Annotated in this window: 17 protein-coding genes and 3 pseudogenes; 2 read left to right on the top strand and 18 right to left on the bottom strand. The window is 41.7% G+C overall.

The window, feature by feature from the left end; translation table 11 throughout:
* Positions 1-23: 23 nt before the first annotated feature.
* The 14 genes from F908_RS08515 to dnaX all read right to left on the bottom strand — a co-directional run bounded on the left by F908_RS08515 (position 24) and on the right by dnaX (position 15,713).
* Positions 24-602 (bottom strand): TerD family protein, encoded by a 579-nt coding sequence (locus F908_RS08515; RefSeq protein ID WP_005160461.1) that lies wholly within the window; start codon positions 600-602, stop codon positions 24-26.
* Positions 603-682: 80 nt separating this feature from the next.
* Positions 683-1,894: a TerD family protein gene (locus F908_RS16460; RefSeq protein WP_005160462.1), complete on the bottom strand. Its 1,212-nt coding sequence runs from the start codon at positions 1,892-1,894 to the stop codon at positions 683-685.
* Between the two features lie 25 nt (positions 1,895-1,919).
* Positions 1,920-2,804 (bottom strand): HpcH/HpaI aldolase/citrate lyase family protein, encoded by an 885-nt coding sequence (locus F908_RS08525; RefSeq protein ID WP_004682410.1) that lies wholly within the window; start codon positions 2,802-2,804, stop codon positions 1,920-1,922.
* Positions 2,804-3,970 (bottom strand): cysteine protease StiP, encoded by a 1,167-nt coding sequence (stiP, locus tag F908_RS08530; protein WP_004682411.1) that lies wholly within the window; start codon positions 3,968-3,970, stop codon positions 2,804-2,806. The genes F908_RS08525 and stiP overlap by 1 nt, the downstream gene beginning before the upstream one ends.
* Positions 3,954-4,775, bottom strand: a complete 822-nt coding sequence (locus F908_RS08535; RefSeq protein ID WP_004682412.1) for an HAD family hydrolase — start codon at positions 4,773-4,775, stop codon at positions 3,954-3,956. Before F908_RS08535 ends, stiP begins: the two co-directional genes overlap by 17 nt.
* The gene (locus F908_RS08540) at positions 4,768-5,907 is read right to left on the bottom strand and encodes a phosphoribosyltransferase domain-containing protein (protein WP_004682417.1); all 1,140 of its coding nucleotides are present in this window, start codon (positions 5,905-5,907) and stop codon (positions 4,768-4,770) included. The genes F908_RS08535 and F908_RS08540 overlap by 8 nt, the downstream gene beginning before the upstream one ends.
* A gap of 43 nt (positions 5,908-5,950) precedes the next feature.
* Positions 5,951-7,012, bottom strand: a complete 1,062-nt coding sequence (locus F908_RS08545; RefSeq protein ID WP_005160465.1) for an ATP-grasp domain-containing protein — start codon at positions 7,010-7,012, stop codon at positions 5,951-5,953.
* Positions 7,009-8,538: a helix-hairpin-helix domain-containing protein gene (locus F908_RS08550; protein ID WP_005160466.1), complete on the bottom strand. Its 1,530-nt coding sequence runs from the start codon at positions 8,536-8,538 to the stop codon at positions 7,009-7,011. The genes F908_RS08545 and F908_RS08550 overlap by 4 nt, the downstream gene beginning before the upstream one ends.
* Positions 8,531-10,369 carry a PP2C family serine/threonine-protein phosphatase gene (locus F908_RS08555; RefSeq protein ID WP_005160468.1) on the bottom strand — a complete coding sequence of 613 codons (1,839 nt, stop codon included), beginning with the start codon at positions 10,367-10,369 and terminating at the stop codon, positions 8,531-8,533. The genes F908_RS08550 and F908_RS08555 overlap by 8 nt, the downstream gene beginning before the upstream one ends.
* A gap of 35 nt (positions 10,370-10,404) precedes the next feature.
* Positions 10,405-11,460: a TerY-C metal binding domain-containing protein gene (locus F908_RS08560; protein WP_005160469.1), complete on the bottom strand. Its 1,056-nt coding sequence runs from the start codon at positions 11,458-11,460 to the stop codon at positions 10,405-10,407.
* A 34-nt stretch (positions 11,461-11,494) separates the two neighbouring features.
* A complete protein-coding gene (locus tag F908_RS08565; RefSeq protein WP_004799339.1) occupies positions 11,495-12,130 on the bottom strand; it encodes a vWA domain-containing protein in 636 nt (211 codons plus the stop codon).
* Between the two features lie 29 nt (positions 12,131-12,159).
* A complete protein-coding gene (locus F908_RS08570; protein ID WP_005160471.1) occupies positions 12,160-12,801 on the bottom strand; it encodes a TerD family protein in 642 nt (213 codons plus the stop codon).
* A 30-nt stretch (positions 12,802-12,831) separates the two neighbouring features.
* The gene (locus F908_RS08575; RefSeq protein ID WP_005160472.1) at positions 12,832-13,470 is read right to left on the bottom strand and encodes a vWA domain-containing protein; all 639 of its coding nucleotides are present in this window, start codon (positions 13,468-13,470) and stop codon (positions 12,832-12,834) included.
* Positions 13,471-13,658: 188 nt separating this feature from the next.
* Complete coding sequence (dnaX, locus tag F908_RS08580) at positions 13,659-15,713, bottom strand: DNA polymerase III subunit gamma/tau (RefSeq protein ID WP_005160473.1); 2,055 nt, start codon at positions 15,711-15,713, stop codon at positions 13,659-13,661.
* A gap of 203 nt (positions 15,714-15,916) precedes the next feature.
* Here dnaX and F908_RS08585 point away from each other — a divergent pair, with 203 nt between their 5' ends.
* Positions 15,917-17,077, top strand: a complete 1,161-nt coding sequence (locus F908_RS08585; protein WP_005160475.1) for a cupin domain-containing protein — start codon at positions 15,917-15,919, stop codon at positions 17,075-17,077.
* A 105-nt stretch (positions 17,078-17,182) separates the two neighbouring features.
* Here F908_RS08585 and F908_RS15945 read toward each other — a convergent pair.
* Positions 17,183-17,317 (bottom strand): annotated as a pseudogene (locus F908_RS15945) (IS5/IS1182 family transposase); the annotation flags it as partial.
* 89 nt (positions 17,318-17,406) lie between these two features.
* Positions 17,407-17,589 (bottom strand): annotated as a pseudogene (locus F908_RS15575) (transposase); the annotation flags it as partial.
* A 121-nt stretch (positions 17,590-17,710) separates the two neighbouring features.
* Between F908_RS15575 and F908_RS08595 the strand changes: the two are divergent.
* Positions 17,711-18,913 (top strand): MFS transporter, encoded by a 1,203-nt coding sequence (locus F908_RS08595; protein ID WP_005160478.1) that lies wholly within the window; start codon positions 17,711-17,713, stop codon positions 18,911-18,913.
* Between the two features lie 25 nt (positions 18,914-18,938).
* Here F908_RS08595 and F908_RS08600 read toward each other — a convergent pair whose 3' ends face one another.
* The gene (locus tag F908_RS08600; protein WP_081399880.1) at positions 18,939-19,454 is read right to left on the bottom strand and encodes a DUF2238 domain-containing protein; all 516 of its coding nucleotides are present in this window, start codon (positions 19,452-19,454) and stop codon (positions 18,939-18,941) included.
* 70 nt (positions 19,455-19,524) lie between these two features.
* Positions 19,525-19,749 (bottom strand): annotated as a pseudogene (locus tag F908_RS08605) (IS4 family transposase); the annotation flags it as partial.

The following is a 19,749-nucleotide window of genomic DNA, read 5'->3' on the forward strand; positions in this document are numbered from 1 at the left end:
TTGTCTGTTTTGAGAGATCGGTTTTAGCCAACTTGAATACCATATTGTTGACACATTGCAGCAAGTCCGCCCGCATAGCCCTGACCGACTGCTCTAAATTTCCATTCGCCATTATGACGATAGACCTCACCAAATACCATGGCGGTTTCGGTTGAATAATCCTCTGCTAAATCAAAACGCACAATTTCTATACCTGAATCCTGATTGACGACACGGATAAAAGCGTTGGCAATTTGTCCAAAATTCTGTCCACGACTTTGGGCATCATGAATGGTGACCGTAACGGCAACCTTTTCAATTTCAGGTGAAACCTTAGATAAATCCACCACTAAAGACTCATCATCACCATCGCCCTGACCTGAACGGTTGTCACCCGTATGCTCAACCGAGCCATCCTGTGATTTTAACTGGTTGTAGAAAATAAAATCATGGTCGCCACGCACCTTGCCTGAGGCGGTTAATAAAAACGCACTGGCATCCAAGTCAAAAGATGCGCCATCAGTTGCACGTTCGTCCCACCCCAAACCAATTAAAATACGAACTAAAGTTGGATCTGTTTTACTTAGGGAAAGATTTCCCCCTTTATTTAAGCTAATTGCCATGTTTGGATGACTCCTTTTTGTTAGATTGACATTAGTGTTTCAACTCAAAGTAAATATTAATTATTCAAGTTAAACAAAAATTATTTGAAAAATGGCTCACCATCGACCTTAACACTAAGTTGATGATCTTTCCATATTAAACGTGGTGTGCTTTCACTAAAACGGCTTGAGGTCATACCAGAATATTGTAACGTCACACCAGTTTCATCAATGATTGCAAGACCAATCACATAGGTGTAAATAAATCGACTTTTAGCGGCTGGTGAAACGGATGGATTGAAGATACATTCCACCACTTGTTCCCCATATTGCATCTTCATTCTAGGTTGTAATGAGGCAATAGAAACCACACCATTTGAGATTGCAGAATATACTGAAAATACCAATCCCACTTTACGCCCTATTTTCTTGGCAATATCAATATTAACTTCAACTCGCTCAGTAGCAGGCTGATTTATCGTTGCCGATGTGACATCGCCCAAATGTCGAATATATGGAAAATGATCTAATGATCCTTGCTGATGCGGTGCAAAAATATATTGCATTTCTTTTTCACCATAAATCAGTAAACCAACCCTTAAATCCAAGTCGTCATTATTGTCACAGTCATCACCATTATCCACCCATGTGGCTTCAACCGTTAATAATTGTGCTTCTTTTTTCGTTAAATCAATACGATGTGTCTGCCCAGCCTTGTCCAAACTAATTTTGGATAAATTTAACGGCTTAGGTTGAATAGGTGCAATCTCTATATTTGGAATAGGTTGCTCATCACTAATTTCTATACCAAAATATTCAGACAATGGTTTTAGTCCACCATTAAAGCCTTGATTGACAAAGCGGAATTTCCATTGATCCTTATAACGATATACTTCTGCCAAAATGAGGGCTTTTTCAGTCTTTTCAGCACTATTGACTATAGCCGTAGCACTTAACTGTCCATTTTGCCATAACTCAACCTCAATATTCTGAATCGCATTGATTGCACTCTGTCCATCAATGGTGGCACACAAAGCGATCTTATTCCGTTCCAGATCCAGCAATTGGGTATTTAAATTGAATTGCGCCAAATAAGGCGTTTTACCATTTGCCTCAATTAACTCAACACTACGGTTTAGAGTGTGTTTCTGTCCATAAAAAATCATGTCCGCATCACCACGAACTTTGTTTTGGGCATTGAGTAAATATGCACTTACATCTAAATCAATATGTGCAGGTAATGCAGTTTTGATTTTAATCTGACACTGAGGTTGTGCCAGTACCAAATTTGCACCCGCAGTCAATTGTTGCATTATTCATTATCCTCTTTTTTTAGTGTTATTGCTTCATGCCAAATATTTGTGATCGCTCTAATATACGTTCTGCCCAACGGCGATGTGTGGCAGGTTCCAACATACTTCCATGACAGGCGAATACAGCCTGACCAGAATCTCTTAAAATATCCTGAGCTTGTTTCAATTCAATATCATTGACTTGATAGGCCTGATGCACAATCGCAATCTGTGCAGGGTGAATAATGGTTTTTCCAGATAAACCATGTTGTAAATCCAGATATAACTCGTCCTGCAATAACTTCACCTGAGTAAAATGCTCACAGACAGGCGCACTCAGTGCAAAGCCATAAGGTAAAAACTGCCCCGCCAGATTTGCAATTAATGCCCCAATAGGCGTTTGATACAGGGTCAAATCACTTGGACGGCGCACAGCCAGACAGTTGAGTAAATCATTGCCGCCTATTCGCAGCACCAGAACCTGACGAAAGTCCTGTTGCAATGCCTGACGTAATTCACGCATAGCGCCCATATCAAAGGCTTCTGCATCTTCAAGTGTTGGCATCACCTGAATAAAGTCAGGTAATATCTGCTGCCATTGTCGTAATTGATTTAAGCAGAATTTAGGCAGCACCATGCCATCAACCGCAATCAGTTCCTGCCACTGCGCCAACTCTTCCGCCATTGCAATATGGCGAGGGCGTATGAAGATTTTAGGATGTTGTGCTTGACGTGGTTGATCCTGAACCTGTTGCAACAAATGCTTTAAATTGACTTTTGCCGCTTCCAGCTCATGCTCGGAAACTGCATCTTCCAGACAGATGACCAGAGAACGTAACTCAGGGTACTTTTCCCCATTCACCACTTGCCATAAATCAGGTCTGGTCGCTGGCATATAGAGTGTTGCACCTAAAGATAATGCCGATAACATCAACCTGCTCCCAATTTCTGAATGAGGGTAATTGCGCGATAAGGTGCGATCTGGTCACCCACTATCTGGACTGGTGTCTGGGTTATTTCGGTTAAATGACGTAACAATGCCGTGTCGGCATCATTCGCATCCCTGAGCAGAACCAGATCAGGCACACGCCTTAAAATTGCCCGTGTTGCTTCGGCAATGCTTGGCTTGATCCGATTGATATTGGTAATTTGATAATGTTCTGCTAATTGTTTAACCACAGCCTGACTTCGCTGTCTTTGTAATTGCTGTTGAGCGCTTGTCCAAACGGCATTTTTTTCTGACGGAAGTTCTCGGCGTATCTGATTGATTTGTTTAATAAATGACTGTGACATATCAAAAGCTTTTAAATGATTATATTCAACACAGCCATGCCACTGACCGAGATTGCTTTCCTCAATCTCGTTGAATTGCAAAGGCTCATTTTCGCAAATACTACGAGAAATTAATCCTGAAATGGTTGAGCCTAAAACACCTGATGGAATCAACCAATCCTCACCACTGGCTGCCAACCAAGCACAACCACCAATATCTGACAACACTACCAAGGGCAAAGGTCGATCAGCAAAACGGGGGTCATTGGCTAGACTCCGTTGCAATTCCTTTTGAATCGCGCCTTTACCAGTCCAGCCATCTACAAACACTAAAGATTGATGGCCATGTTTGGCAATAATTGTTTCCAGAGCAGCAAAATCAATACCACGATCCCTGATAATGCTGATGCCATAATGTACACAATCATGCCCCAAATCTTGCAATGCATGATAAAGCAACACCCCTAATGGCACACCAGCACGTACAAAACTGACCAATACAATCGGTTCAGCAAACTCTGTTGAGAGTGTTTGTGCCAGTTGTTGCACCTCTTTTGCCAAACGTTGCTGCCCGTGCTGCATTGCTTGTTCAAATAGCTGCAAATGACGCTCCGTGGGTGCCTGCTCCTGACTGATCATTTGTGAATAATGTTTTTCACCTGATTGAATGAGGCGTTCCTTTTCCAATGTGTCTGTTGGTTGAATCTGGATGCGATTTAACAGGAACGTCACTTGCCCAGCTTGATAACTTCCACTAAATCCCTGTGTTAAAATAAGTTCTGATGCTTTTTCTCTACTAATTTTTTGTTTACTGGTAATCGCCATAATATCCTTCTTGTTTGTACTGCTGCGTCAGATTGTGTTTTACCCAACGATTCAACTGGCTATGGTTTGGCATTCCCCACCAGTGACATAAATTCAAAAACTCAACATCCGACAAACTGTCGCCATAGCCTAAAATTGGGCGTTGTTGTGCGCTAAGTTGCTGCAAAAGAAATCTGGCCGCATTGGCCTTACTCACAGGCTGTGGAATCAGTGCCAGATTATTACCATTTAAATGGAAGTAAAAACCTGACAATAAATTCACATCAAGACTATTGAGCAACTGGGGCAAAAAATTCGGCGCATAAGGATTGTCATTTTCTGTATTTTGCTTTGCCACAACATACAAACCCAATCCCTGTTCTTCAACCACCCATGTCCGAATTGAACCAAAATGTCTGGAATGCTGCTGCACAGCTTCAATCAGGGCTTCCTGACGTGTCTGATAGGGTTGTAATGCCTGTTGCATCTGTCCATGCCATTCAGCATTGACACTAAGGTCCGCATTCAGCACCGTTCCACCATGAGAACAGACCGCCCCATACTGAAAGGGTAAATGAACTCGGGATAAAGCCTCGGCACAGCGTGCAGTCACTGGAATCACATGGGTACTATGCAATAACCACTGTACAAAATGCTGTTGTATCGGGTTCATATAGGCCAGAGCTTGTCCCTGCTTATCAGTGGTGACCATTTTAAAGTCAGCTTCAGGTGTAATGCGGCGATGGGTCTGGAACAACGTGTCATCCAGATCCACCAACATTAAGGGTGTACGAATTTCACTGGAGTCAAATAAAAAATCAGTCATTTACAACACACAAGTTAAAATTTTGATGAGGATAGTCCACAGCACTGATCACTTCAGCATTTGGCAACGCTTCAAGCAGGCTTTTCGCGACTGAATGTGTTGCGGTTTCGACAGTAATCAAGACTCGGTCATAATCCTGTGGATTGATGTTGTAGACAAAATTTTGAATACCTAGCCCATAGTTATCCGCAAATGCCAAGGCAGACTGAATGGCATGTCCAACAGCAATCGGTGAACGGGTAATTGCACTGAACCTCACATCTGCGCCTTGCTGCTGCAAATACTCTGCCAACAGGAAAGAAGACCAGACATACTCGCCACTGCCCAACACCAGAATACGTTCATCAGGTTGTACCGCCAACCGAATATGCGCACCACTGTCCTGAATGGGTAAACGCCCCCAGGTCGGCTGTGCTAAAGTATCAAACGCGCCAAAGGCGACTGTATCCACCTTTGGCATATTGATCTGGATTGGATTCTCAGCATCACGCCATTGCCATTTGCCTGTCATTAATGCTACAGACTGACAGTTTAGATCGGCAATATGAATGCCTGATGACCAATCTGCCAGCGTGGCAGTCACCACATGAGAAATTCGATTCAGCCCTGCCTGTTGTAAAGCATGGATTAAATTGACAAAGGTCTTGCCAGTTGATGCTTCATCGTCTACCAGTACAATGCTTTTGCTGTTTAGAATCTGTTGTTGAAGCTCTGCATCGGGTGAACCATATAACAATTGATCCTGTGCATGGCTATGTTCTTCTAAAAAACGTGCCAGTAATGGCGCACCATGTACTGGATGGCGTGTTGTTGTCACATAAATCGCTTCAGGATAACGTTGCTGCAACACCTGATGAACGCCTGCGCCCAGCCCAACCGCCGTTTCCGCCATGCCAATAACCAACACAGGTTCAGGTAAATCATCAGGAACCAGCTCAGCCAAATCAGTAAAGGCATGGCGCATAATGTGGGGACTGACGGGAATATGCCGCCCTAATACTTTCGATACAAATAAAAATGCACGCTTTGGATTAATGCGTTCGGCAAAACCCAATAAATCCTGCCATTTCCAGTGGCTATTGTCATTGGGTTGTAAGCTTAATACTCCCCTCTGTAATTCAATCTCAATCATATATATCTTAAATCTAACTTAAAAATTATATTTATACCGTTTTTTATACCACACAAACACTTTGGCTAATATGTCGAACCATAACAGTATTTTCAATTTTTTCAGGCTGATAATCCAATCCGAATGTTTCTGCAATAGCAGCGTGGACCAGATTGACACCACTATAAAATGTGTGCCCTATTCCACCCGAAGGGCGAGGATTAACTTCCAAAATAAATAATTGTCCATGATCATTATAACGGGCCTGCATATTCACCAAACCATCACAACCAAACAATTCAGCAACCTGTCTGGCCAGTTCAATGGCCTCACCTTCGAGTTTCAGTTGCTGGTAACCACCGCGCTGTTTACAACGGACAACCGCACATCGGACTTGCCCATGCACACAAAACATATCCACTGAACATTCCTGACCCGATAAAAATGGCATCACCAAATAGGCAGGCGGATTCGGCGATTGTCGATAACTTTCAATAAATGTTTGTGGATGTGCCCTAAAATTCTGACTATTGGCAAACATATCAAATGATGTCGCCTTTGTATCCAGATGCCAAAAACCTGATGCAAATACACCTGTCACGGGCTTTACACAGACTTCACCTTTCTTCGACCAGCTTTCATAGGCGGCTTGCAACTCTTCAGCATGATATACAGTGGTGGCAGGGACAACCGCAATCTGATGGTCTAAACAGGTTCGGGTAAATACTGATTTATCATGTAATTGGGCAATCTGCTCCATGTGATCGCAGCCAGCCATAATCCGAATGCCCAAAGCCTCAAAACGGTGTTTCTGTTCCAGATAAATTCGTCCAAAACGCCCTGCAATAATTAGCTTTACCTTTAGGCGCTGTGCCTGTTGTAGCACCCATTCCACTCGCTCAGCTAAAGCAGGTTCCTGTAACGCAATATCTGCAACAGACGTGATTTCAGGCCGCCAATCGGGATGGGAGGCCACCACATGAATAGGCAGATTAAAAGGTGTATGTTTTGCTGCCAAAATTAAATCTCGCTGACAGGAATGGGCCTGGGTAAACCAGATTCCAATAGAGTTTTCAACGATATTCATTTCTGTATTTGTTCCCATCACTTGTAAAGTTGCATTCATTCACATTCCACCATTTGTACAACCACTAAGCGTCCGCCATCTTGGCGTGACAATAAAATCTGCTTGCCATCGGTCAATTCAATTTTTCCACCTATCGGAATTACCTCTTTGCTTGCCACGTCCATCAGTTCAGGTAAATTTTCATTAACCAGCCACCATTGCTGTTGATGGAAAATAAAATAACCCACCCTTTTGGTTTGTTCTGCACTTAAACGTTCATTTGGCGCAATTAAGTTATTGGCATGCCATTGATAAATTGATTGCCCTGTCCAGACCATCAAACGATGATTATCAGGCCTAAAGTTACCCTCTCTGCGTGCCGAATATAGGTTTAATACAGGCAATTTGCCGTGAAATGCCGTGCCACAAAATGGGCATACAGGTTTGGTGCTGTTGTCAAATACATACCATTTTTGACCACAATCTGAATTTAGGCACGGCTGCATTAAATCAACCGTTTTCACCAACGCCGTTTCCCAGTCATTGGCAGATGGACGCTGCTGCGGTTGATGTAAACCTGTAACAAAACTCTGTAGAAAGAGTTCCTTTAAATACGGCCCTGTCACCGTAAATGGAATTTTTTCGGGATCTGCCCACGGTAATGCACTCGGACGAACCTGCGCCACTTTAACCCGATTACCTGCATCCGTTGGGTGTTCAATAAATAATGCTTTTTCACCCATTGCCAGATTTTCATCTTTTTGTGGGTCATTGAGATCATGTACTTTACCACCACGTAATGGATGGCGATAGAGCAAATACATATAAATCAGCACAGCCAAAGCATGACGATCCGTCATGATATTGGGCAAATGCCGTTGGGGATCATCTTTTTTAAGATGGTTGGTCATCACCACTTCAGGCGCAATAAAATCTGGTGTTCCCACCACATCAGGCGGATATTTGCCTGGCACAACCAAACCATCAACATCAATAACGCAAGCACGCCCCATGACAGGGTCAATCAAAATATTTTTATAGGACAAATCGGAGTGGGCCAAACCAGCCGCATGCATACGGCGCACTGCACGCGCAATTAAAATACAAATCTTGAGATAGTTTAGCCATGTGCCTTTTTCACGTTCATCCAGAAAACGGTTCTGGTTATTGGCACTGGCAAACCATTTTCCCTCTTTTTCTTTCCCTTTAATCCCCAAAAAATCATTATTTTTAGAACCAAACTCAAAGAAAAATGGTTTTTGATAGGTAGGTGCTGTAATCCCAAGCAAACCATTGTATTCCACCAAGCCATCAGGCCAGCAAAACACATTTTTCCAGTAATCACCACCCGCACCGTTAAAAATACCTTGCCATTTATTGCCCACAATTTCTTTTAACCGATCTTTCTGCTGTTCCAGTTCAGCCTGAGACTGATAAAAATGGTTTTTTTCCTTGCTAAAAAAACATATAACGTAAGATTTATCAGGCGAAAAATAGACATCTTTCATCGCACCCGAACCAATCACTTCATCTACAAAAGCGATTGGACGGCCATCGAGCGTTTGACATTGAATGACTTTACTCATCTACCACCCCTACTGAGTCATCTGGTACAGTCATATTACTTATTTGATCATCTTGTAGCATTTGCCATAAAATCGCCAATGTTCGATCATCATGATGTCCTGCACTAAAGAATTTTGACCATTCCAGTAAAGCCTGTTCAGGTTTTTCCTGTTGTAAGTGTGGTTCAATTTCTTGCCAAAGTGCCTGCCATTTTTGTTGATTTTCCAGCCCTGCATCCGTTTCAAAACGCGGATCAGAAATCCCATCAGTCATGAGAATTACTGCCTGAGCGTCATCAAAATAGCCAATATGGACTCGCTGTTTAAAATCTCGCAGCAAACAACCATAATCTAAAAAGCGGGTTTGTCCTGCAAATTCCCCCCCATCAGGTTTACCCATTAACCGCACGCGGTCCTTACCATAAACTGCAATCGCTCCATCACCGACCCAAAAACTACTTATAAAGGTTTTATTGTCTTGTTGCCGTACCACTGCAAACAATAATGTTGTAGCAAACAATTTAGAGGCAACGCCTTGTCGAGTGGCTTCATGTTCAATTTGGTCAATGGCTTGTGTTGCGGCTGAATAAAACGCATCACTAAATTGATTGCCTAACTGATGCGCTGCATTTTTGGTTTCAGGATCATCATTGGCTCCGATTTGCCACTGTGCCAGCAATCGGTCAGATTCACCTGATTGTTTTTGCATGAAAGCTTTTAAATACTCACCAACAGTATTCACCGCAACCCTCGACCCCTCACGGGAAAATTCGGCACTTCCTGCACCATCTGCCACAACCAATACCGACCAATTACTATCCGCGACCTGAGCAACAAAAAAATCATCATCACGGAATGTTCCTGCATGTTCATGTGAACGTCCTCGCTGACTACACGCAGCAATATTAAAATCTGCCGCCTTAATCAATTGACAACGATTATTTGCTTTCCAATACATCGCATTTGGATCAGGCTCATTCACCTGCCATAAACTACGCGGGTCAGCCGTGACAATAAACGTGACTTCCCCTGACAACCATCCTGCCTGCTCATTTGCCGTTTTATATTGAAAAATGAGTTTAAATTCACCTGCCTGTGTGGGTATGCCTGAAAGTTGCTGTGTCACTGCATCAAAACAAATACCCAGATTTTCAGGAATCCTGACACTTTCATGATGAATCTGCACATCCTGTTTCACGGGATATTGCATTTGAATGCTGGCTTGATAGTCCTGTCCCACTCTAGCGTTGGGAATCTGAAAGTGAGGCATCTTTTTCACCGTTTTTACCCCAGTTTGCAGGGGTGTTGAGGTATTGTCTGGAATAGGGCTGGATTGTTTTTCAATGATTGGAGTCGTTACAACCAACGGTAAATGTGTAGGCACAACCGAATTAGAGTCAGACAAATCTGTGATTTCGGATAATATGGATTGATTGTCATTATTTGGTGGTGTCAAAGGTTGTTTCTGTTCTGATTCAAGGTGCACAGATTCTGCTTGAACGGTCTCAGGCTGTGGATAAAAGCCCAGATATTCTACAGCATTTTTTGACACCCCATGCTTTTCACATAGGCTATTTTGCACAGGAGCATAAATCGCCAAGCGCCCCTGTTGCAATATCTGTTGTAACAAACATCCCTGAAAGTCTGGCAATTGTTCCAGTTGGAACCCCAGCACATCATAAAGCTGTTCTGCCAAATCATGGTAGGCATTATAAAGACGCTTATTTTGCACACATTTCTGCCACCACTCCTGATCTTGCATCTGAGTCGATGGCTGGGTTGTATTGCTTAAAAGTTGTGCCAATGTATCAGCAAAAGCCTGTTGTAATTCTGGTGTTAATGGCTGAAGCATAAACAAAATTTCCTTTTACCTTTAAGACAGATGTCTTAGCCTCGACCACGCTGCACATCAAACCCATCCGAACCGCCATAGCCAAAACTCACCTGACGGCGGCACCACGGACAACTAACTTCTTCACTAAAACCGTCATAACACATTAATTGACCACAGCCACACATGGCAAATGCCGTTTCTGCCAAACAATGTGGGCACTCAGGCGTGCCTTCAAGCAAAGTGGTATTGATTTGCTGTTGGTGTTGGCTTTGATCTGACCAGGTAAAATAATCCTCATCAATTTTGCAGCACTCTTTCAGTTGGTAGTGATACAAATTGAGGTTAATATCTAAGTCTTTAGGGGCCTGATACTGAATTTCACGTTCAAATTTCATCAAATAAGGGCGATTTAACTTTCCACAACGCCCAACAAAAGTTGCACACTGCTCATCCAGCAAAGTTCGTGGCTGAACATCTTTAATCAGCCGCATATAGCGTTCATCCAAAGGCGGTAGATGTTGCTGCTGTTCACCATCCCCCACACTTTTACTTTGTGCAACGACTGAGGCACTGATCCATTGGAAAAACCTTTGGAAATCCTTTTCATTCAACTCATCAAAGGCTATGCAGTGTTCTGTCAGTTGCTTTAGGGTGTGATAATCGACATTTTTCCCCATTCCCAGTGCAATCAGTGTACAACGGCGAGCATACTTTTTTTGCCAGCGATAAATGGCATCCTTGCATTCATCGGTTGGTCGCCCATCTGTAAATAAATATACGACTGGCTTCCAGTCACCTTTGGTTTCCGTTGTCGTCTTGATCAAATGACGATCAAACTCATTCATTAAATGTTCCAATGCCTTACCTAAATGTGTACCACCACCTAAAGGTAATTTCACTGGATAATAAGCAAACACTTCCACCAAAGGCACAAGGGTTCGGACAATTCCTGCAAAGGCAATCACTGATACATATACCGTTTCCAGCGCATAAGGGTCTTTGCGTAATTGCTGCATGATAAGCTGGATACCCTGCTGCATCTGCTCAATATTTTTCCCCACCATGGATTCAGAACAATCCAACACAAAAAAAACAGGTAAACGTCGCATCTAGCTGAATATCCTTAATAATTTATACCGTTATTTATAAAACCAGTTGCACTTCAGGCGGTGGTGGTGGCAATGAAATCGAGCTTGAAATGCCTGCACTGCTGCTGCCTGCCACCACACTTGCCGATACCCATTTAAAGAATCCTGAAAATGATGCAGCATCCATGGTATCCAATACCACAACTTTATCTGTCAGTTGCAATAAATGTTCAGTTTTGGCTTTGGGCCCTGCCGCACAGGCAACAATACTGGCAAAGTTTAATTGCTGAATCACAGAAACTGCTTGCTGATATGCATACACATCTGAGGGTGAGCCATCTGTCATGACAAATAATAAAGGTCTCCAGTCCCCTTTAATTTCATCGCTACTTTTTTGAATTTGATGGCTCACTTGTTCTGCCAACAACTCCAGAGCAGCGCCCATAAAGGTTGCCCCTGCACTTGGCACATCAATATTGTTCAATTGAACCTGATCGAGTGGGGTCAGTGGCAAATAGACCTTTGCCTCTAAATCAAAGGTAATGATACTTAAATGCACACTTTCCAGTGCATAAGGGTCTTGCCGTAATGCACTAAGCATCGACTGCAATCCAACATTCACGGAATGAATTGGCTCTCCTCGCATTGACCCCGAAGTATCCAATAAAATATAAACAGGCAAACGGCGCATTGTGTAAAAACCCTTATACAAATCATCAATTAAGCGTATTGTTTCAACCATTCCACAAATGAATCAGAACTTGATGGCTGCCCGACTGCATTAAACTTCCAGCCTGTAGGCTCCCGAACCAGCTCGGCAAAGAGCAACGAACGTTGCTGGTCATATTGTCCCATACCTGATAAATCGAAACGCACCATCTCTTTGCCTGTGGTATCCACCGCCCGAATAAAAGCATTTTTAACCTGACCAAAATGTTGCTGATTGCTGGCCCCATTATAGATTTGCACCACAAACACCACTTTATGGTATTGCTGCCCAAGATCATTCAGTTTAACCACAATCTGCTCATCATCCCCATCACCTGCACCAGTGCGGTTGTCACCTGTCAACCAGATATGTCCTGATGAATGACGCTGATTATTAAAAAAAACTACATCCCCATTCTGCAAAGTCACATTGCCTTGAGTATCACGCCCTAAATTATTGACCTTGCCATTTTGCCCCACTAAAAAAGCAACAACATCAAGATCATAATCGGCATTTTTTCCGCCAAACAAGCCTCCCAGAAAACCTTTTTTCTGCTCCTGAATATCCCACCCCAAGCCAATGGTCACCTGTGACAGATTATTTTCCGTTTTCTTTAGACTAATGCCCTGACCTTTTCCTAAACTTACAGCCATTTTGATCTCCTTTTGATTTTAATATTTGTTTTATAATACGATATTGACTTCGGGTGGTGGCGGTGGCAAATCACCCAAGCCTTTCACTTCTTTTTGGGCTGCATCTACTTTCTGACTACCTGTGGAAATACTTGCAGACACCCATTTGAAGAATGCCTTGATTGTGTTGGAATCTGCGGTTGCCAACTCAACAACCACTTCCGTGATTTGTTTTAAAATGGATGTATCTGCCCCATGCCCTGCGGCACATGCCACAATCACGCCTGTTTTGACTTGTTGTAAACGTTGTAAACCTTTACGCCAGTCATCAGTGGGTACGCCATCAGTCATTATAAAAATAAGCGGCTTCCAATCCCCTTTAATTTCAGCCGTTGTTTTCACCACCTCCTGTTCAATCTTCTCAGCCAACAAGGCTAAGGCCTCGCCTAAAGCAGTAGTTCCTGTTACCTGCAAATCAGGTACTTGAAATGCAGCCAATTCAGTTAAAGGAACCAGTTGTTTAGCGTGGCTATCAAAAGCGATTAAAGAAAGATAAGCTGTTTCCAGCGCATAGGGATCTTGACGCAAGGTTGAAAGTAAAATTTGCATCCCATTCTTGACCGCTTCAATCGGCTCTCCATGCATCGAACCTGAGGTGTCCAATAAAATATAAACAGGCAAACGGCGCATTATTATTTTTCCTTATTTTCAGTATATTATTCGCTTTCTTTTTTTAACATAATTTTTTTGGTTCTACTATGCACCAGCCCTTAATTACTTAAAATAAATAGACAATTCTGTATGTTTAATAAGTATTTGCAACAAGCAGTTAGATAGAAACCACAAGCCAAATATTAAATTTAGGGGGGACTCAAGCATCAGGACTTGAGTTGAATATTCTGTAACTCACCATCAAAGGTTTCAATTAAACTTTTAATGGCAGGTTCCTGCTGTAATAACTCAACAGCCCGATGAAACGCCTTTTCCTTACGCATGACCTGCATGGTAAAAGGTGTTATCGAATCAATATCTTGATATTGCACATTAAACTGCGTATTCGGCCACTGTGACTTAAGTGCATCTTCCAACGCCTGCCTTAATTGTGACAACATGCCCTCGTATTTCTGCGGAATATGAAACACAGATGAGCCATTAATATGCCCCTGCATGATGCCATGCTGTGCCAACTCCTGGACGGCTGGCGAAAGTTCACTATTTCTAAACCAGTATTCCCATTTATCCAGATTCCACTCACCCTCCAAAACCTGTTCACGAAGTTTAAGAATATCTTGAGGCATGAGATTAGCTTGGTCTGCCAAATGCATCGTTTCAACCTGTTGAACTACATCAACCACAGGCATGGCAAATTGGTTGTCAATTTGCTGTTCCGTAGCAATAAATGTTTCTTCAAACAATTCAGGTTCAGCCTTAACGTTTGGCTCAGGTGCTTGATTGATGATTTGTGTAACTTCAGTTTGTTCCTCTACGGGAAAAATCAATACCTCATCTGATTCTTTGAATTCACTGGAATGAGCATTTTGCTGATGGATAGCTGAATGATCCAACCCAATCAGTTGCCCATCCGCTGCATCAAAAACCATAACATTTTCATTCTGAATGATGCGTTCAGGTTCAGGTTCAGGTTCAGGTTCAGGTTCAGGTTCAGGTTCAGGTTCAGGTTCAGGTTCAGGTTCAGGTTCAGGTTCAGGTTCAGGTTCAGGTTCAACGCTAACCGCTTCTTGCTGAACTGCAAACTGATTTTCTGTACTTGAATCCTGTACAGGCTGATGCGCTTCAGGCGCTGTAATTTGCGTAACAGGTGTTGCAGTTACAGTAACTTCATTCAAAGTCAAAGGCCTAAACGCTAGTAAACGCAACACCGTCATTTCAAAGCCTTGCTCTTGCGTCACCGCAAGTTGCAACTCAGCTCGACCTTTACAGGCAATTTGATAATACAACTGCAAATCTTGGGCAGAAATGAGTTTCGACAATTGTAGAATCTTCTGGTTAATTTCTTCACTATATTTCAGTGCAAGATCAGGTAAATATTGCAACAATGCCAATTCATGCAAGGTAGAAACCAATTGGTCTAAAACCAAGGACACATCTAAAGCTTGCTGTCTAAATTGTAGAAGTAGCTGACTTACCCGTGCTTGCTGATTTTGATGAATTGCCAAAATCAAATCATAAATAATGGTTCGGTCAATCAAACCGAGCATATCTTTAACATCTTGATGATGGACTGCACCTTGACCATAAGCAATTGCTTGGTCTGTTAAAGACAAAGCATCACGTAATGAACCTTGTGCAGATTCTGCAATTTGCCAAATCGCATCTTGATCGGCTTCGATATGCTCTTTATTTAAAATTGCTGTCAAATGTTCCGTAATTTCATCAACAGCCAAAGGACGTAACGTAAATTGCAAACAGCGCGAGATGACGGTGATCGGCAATTTCTGTGGATCTGTCGTTGCAAAGAGGAACTTCACATGCTCTGGTGGTTCTTCCAGAGTTTTGAGCAAGGCATTAAATGAATGCGTTGAAAGCATATGCACTTCATCGATCAGATAGACCTTGAAGCGACCCTGCGTCGGCGCATAAGGCACATTGTCGAGTAACTCGCGGGTATCTTCAACCTTGGTCCGTGATGCCGCATCGATCTCAATTAAATCAATAAAACGACCTTCATTTACGGCCTTACAGGTTGCACAGACTTCACATGGGGTTGAGGTCACACCTGTCTCGCAGTTCAAACATTTGGCTAAAATACGGGCAATTGTGGTTTTACCGACACCGCGCGTTCCTGTAAACAAATAAGCATGATGCAAACGCCCACGTTCTAATGCGCTGGTTAAAGCACGAGAAACATGGTTTTGCCCAACTAACTCATTGAAATTACGAGGACGGTATTTTCTTGCCAGTACTTGATACATGTATGCTCCTTTCTGCATCTTAAGCATACTGTTTTTTTGAAAGGCTGTGAACGAGTCCACTTCTAATTGATCAAGATTAAATACTTTCTGAAGCTTTTAAACCGAATTTCTTATAGATTTACTTACAATCATCACAAGACTTGCACCGATATTCAACTCAATAGAGAATACACCATAATTTTTAAGTTGCTGGTCTCTTTGACATGTCTGAATCCTTAGCGGTACTCGGCGGTATTACCGCAGAACAATTCTTGAATGAATATTGGCAAAAAAAACCATTGTTAGTTCGCAATGCAATGCCTGAAATTATGGGTTTATTAGAACCCGAAGATGTCAAGGAACTAGCGCTAGAAGAAGATGTCAGTGCTCGCTTGATTCGTCAAAAAAATAAAAATCCAAATGAATGGCATGTAAAATCATCACCACTCACTAAAGGCGATTTCCAAAAGTTACCGAATCTTTGGACTATACTAGTTCAAGCAGTGGACCATTATTCTTTTGATATTGCTGAGCTCTGGAAAAAATTTCCATTTATTCCTCAATGGCGCCGCGATGACATCATGGTCTCTTATGCACCTAAAGGTGGCTCTGTTGGTAAGCACTTCGATTTCTATGATGTATTCCTTGTACAAGGGCATGGTCATCGCCGTTGGCAACTCGGTCAAATGTGTGATGAATCAACAGAGTTTGTTGCAGATCAACCATTAAAACTCCTTTCTCAAATGAGTGTAAATTTTGATGAGGTACTTGCACCTGGCGATCTATTATATGTACCGCCTGGTCTTGCTCATTATGGCGTTGCCGAGGATGATTGTTTAACTTTCTCATTTGGCTTCCGTATGCCAAATTTAGCTGAAATGACAGATCGACTCAGTGAACAATTCGCAAAAAACTCAGTCTTAACAAATCCTCTCGTGGATATTACTCGCATAAAAACAAATGCTATTGGAGAGATAAATAATTCCGAATTTTCTTATCTCAAGACTCAATTACTTGATTATCTCACTCAAGCACCAGAATTTGATGCTGCGATCATGGCATACATGAGTGAGTCTAAATATCCCAATAGCATTCCTGAGCCAGATGAAATTGTGGTAGATGATTTACTTGAAGTTATTAATAGCGGCTATCAACTTATTCTAGAACCTGCATCAAGATTGCTCTATAGACAACAAGATCAATTATTAGACTTTTGGGCAAATGGGGAAAATATCTGTATTTCTCAATCTTTCCAAGCACAACTGAAACAAATTGCAGATGGTGCAAGCTTAACATTTGATGAAGAATTTAATCATACAGATATTTTAGAAGATATCGTCTTGTTACTGAATCAAGCAGTTATTATGTTGCTACCACCTCATTAAGCCTGATACATCCTCTAATTAAAGTAGAAGTAGTTGCGACTATTTCTACTTTTATGATTTGACATAAATAATTAAAACTTTTTTATAATAGACTTCTTTCATAAATCATTTTTTACTCAGCTCCAAGTTATAGATTCCAGCAATTAAATTGAATCTCAAACCGAGTCTTTTGCCTCTATTTCGATAACATTCGGCAAGGATCTTGAAGGTTTTCAGGCTGCCAAATACATGCTCAATACCCATTCTTCTTTTATTGATTTACTGATTATAAGTTGTCATTAAAAAGTAAACATGTATTCTTTTCCGAATTGGTTTTATACTTTCTGCATTCATTGCTCTATTTTATCAGCTGTCATGACTTGAAAATCTCGCCAATCATATTTCATTTGCTTCCATACCATCTCGATTCGATTTAACTCAGGCCTATAAGCTGGAATAAAATACAGATTCGTCGAAAAATTAGTTTTAAGTAGTTCTCTGTAATCAGCCATCTTTTTACTTCTATGAATTGCCAAGGTATAGCCAAAAGGCTCTACGAAATCTGATAAATATGCACAATCAATACGATAAGCTTAAGATCTAAAGTATCTTGATGGTTATAATTTAGATCTCTCTATGTTCTGATTAAAACAGTTGTTAAATTTATCTCCTCAACCTAATTTCTCTCTTTTTCTAGTGATTTTCTCCTTGGCAGTTGGTAGTTTCTGTATTGGAACGACTGAATTTGTTGCTATGGGGTTGATTCAAGAAATCGCTACTGATTTAAATGTCAGTGTTCCACATGCAGGCTATTTCATTAGCGCCTATGCGCTTGGTGTTATGGTTGGCGCACCGATTATTGCAATTTTAGGAGCTAAAGTACCGCGTAAAACGCTATTACTCAGCTTGATGTTATTTTATGGTTTAGCCAATGCCGCCACTGCCTTCGCAACAACATCTGAAGCTATGCTGATATCGCGTTTTATTGCAGGCTTTCCTCATGGTGCTTATTTGGGTGTAGCCGCATTAGTTGCAGCCGAATTGGCAGGAAAACAACGTAGAGCAACTGCGATTGCACAAGTCATGATGGGACTCACCCTTGCAAATGTGATTGGGGTTCCTATTGCAACTTGGCTTGGTCAGCAATTTGGTTGGAAATCTGGTTTTGAGTTTTCTGCCGTGATTGCCTTTATTACTTTAATCGGTGTCAGCCTTTTCGTTCCCAATATTCCACTACAAAAGTCAGCCAGTATTAGAGCGGAATTGGCAGGTCTAAAAAACATCAATATGTGGCTAACGCTTGCAGTGGGTGCAGTTGGTTTTGGCGGCATGTTCTCTATTTATAGTTATGTATCTCCAATTTTAACTGAATATACACACGCCGATATTCGTATCGTCCCGATTGCGCTAGCCATTTGGGGTGTTGGTATGGTGATTGGAGGTCTCGTTTCAGGCTGGCTAGCAGATAAAAGCCTATTTAGAACGATGATTGGAATTTTGGTGAGTTCTGCACTCGCCTTTGTACTTGCAAGTTTTATGATGTCTAATCTCTATACTGCGATTACAGCCTTATTTCTGATTGGTTTCACTGTGATTGGATTAGGTGGCGCATTACAAACACATTTAATGGACATCGCAGGCGATGCACAAACATTAGCGGCATCATTAAATCATTCCGCATTTAATTTAGCCAATGCCTTAGGCGCATTTCTTGGAGGATGGGTACTTAGCCATAATATGGGTTGGTTAGCACCGATCTGGGTGGGTTTTGTTTTAAGCCTGGGTGGTTTGGCAATTCTGCTCATTGCACTGGCGTATGCAAAATACTCACAGAAAAATGAATCTGTCGTTTCTTAATGACAGATTCATGCATTGATTAAGATCAATTCATCAGCTTTGCAATTTGTCGGTCATGCCATTTGGACAGCAATAGCAAGGCAGTTATTACTCCAATTAAGGCAAAAAACATATCAGATTGAGTGTCCCATTCATATCCTTGTGTACCAAGAAACTCTTGCGCACCTTGTCCAAGCGCTAATGCAGCTGCCCATTCAATCAATTCATAAGTCGCACTAATGGCCAGTACAATACAGATCACAATAAAACTAAGCATTTTCCCTTTGGCTAAAATCTGATGTCGAATCAAAATTTCCCGTGCAGCAATGGCAGGCACAAAACCTTGCATAAAATGTCCAATCTTGTCATAAGGATTTCGATCTAAACTGAACCATTGAGCGATCTCAAAACCTAAAGGTACACGTGCATAGGTATATGCCCCACCGACGATTAATACCATTGCATGCAAAAAAATTAGGCTATACAAGAGATTAGTGAGTGGAAATGTTTTATAGGTGTAAATCAATAATGGAACAATAATTAAGACAGGCAAAACCTCCATCACCCATGTACCACGGTCAAATGGATGAATACCTGAAATGATTAAAATCAACCTCTGTACACGACAAATTTCATAGAGCCCTTGTCCTATCAGGCTTTTTCTTTCTTAAAATTGCGAGCACTTTCTTAAATTCTTCTTTTTTTCCAAAACCAATCAAACGTAGAATAGCCATCTGAACATAGTCTAAACCGTATCGAAATAAACTGACTGAAAGTCGTCCATGCTTCTTTATTTTTATCGCTTTTTTTCGATCATGTTGCCATTCACCTGTTAAATAGCACCAACAGAAACCGAT

Origin of the sequence: Acinetobacter sp. NIPH 284 (genome assembly GCF_000369425.1) — a bacterium.
Classification (GTDB): Bacteria; Pseudomonadota; Gammaproteobacteria; order Pseudomonadales; family Moraxellaceae; genus Acinetobacter.

Bases quoted from the DNA above. Each gene is read 5' to 3' on its own strand.
- F908_RS08515 (WP_005160461.1), bottom strand. From the start codon at position 602: ATGGCAATTAGCTTAAATAAAGGGGGAAATCTTTCCCTAAGTAAAACA.
- F908_RS16460 (WP_005160462.1), bottom strand. From the start codon at position 1,894: ATGCAACAATTGACTGCGGGTGCAAATTTGGTACTGGCACAACCTCAG.
- F908_RS08525 (WP_004682410.1), bottom strand. From the start codon at position 2,804: ATGTTATCGGCATTATCTTTAGGTGCAACACTCTATATGCCAGCGACC.
- stiP (WP_004682411.1), bottom strand. From the start codon at position 3,970: ATGGCGATTACCAGTAAACAAAAAATTAGTAGAGAAAAAGCATCAGAA.
- F908_RS08535 (WP_004682412.1), bottom strand. From the start codon at position 4,775: ATGACTGATTTTTTATTTGACTCCAGTGAAATTCGTACACCCTTAATG.
- F908_RS08540 (WP_004682417.1), bottom strand. From the start codon at position 5,907: ATGATTGAGATTGAATTACAGAGGGGAGTATTAAGCTTACAACCCAAT.
- F908_RS08545 (WP_005160465.1), bottom strand. From the start codon at position 7,012: ATGAATGCAACTTTACAAGTGATGGGAACAAATACAGAAATGAATATC.
- F908_RS08550 (WP_005160466.1), bottom strand. From the start codon at position 8,538: ATGAGTAAAGTCATTCAATGTCAAACGCTCGATGGCCGTCCAATCGCT.
- F908_RS08555 (WP_005160468.1), bottom strand. From the start codon at position 10,369: ATGCTTCAGCCATTAACACCAGAATTACAACAGGCTTTTGCTGATACA.
- F908_RS08560 (WP_005160469.1), bottom strand. From the start codon at position 11,460: ATGCGACGTTTACCTGTTTTTTTTGTGTTGGATTGTTCTGAATCCATG.
- F908_RS08565 (WP_004799339.1), bottom strand. From the start codon at position 12,130: ATGCGCCGTTTGCCTGTTTATATTTTATTGGATACTTCGGGGTCAATG.
- F908_RS08570 (WP_005160471.1), bottom strand. From the start codon at position 12,801: ATGGCTGTAAGTTTAGGAAAAGGTCAGGGCATTAGTCTAAAGAAAACG.
- F908_RS08575 (WP_005160472.1), bottom strand. From the start codon at position 13,470: ATGCGCCGTTTGCCTGTTTATATTTTATTGGACACCTCAGGTTCGATG.
- dnaX (WP_005160473.1), bottom strand. From the start codon at position 15,713: ATGTATCAAGTACTGGCAAGAAAATACCGTCCTCGTAATTTCAATGAG.
- F908_RS08585 (WP_005160475.1), top strand. From the start codon at position 15,917: ATGTCTGAATCCTTAGCGGTACTCGGCGGTATTACCGCAGAACAATTC.
- F908_RS08600 (WP_081399880.1), bottom strand. From the start codon at position 19,454: ATGGAGGTTTTGCCTGTCTTAATTATTGTTCCATTATTGATTTACACC.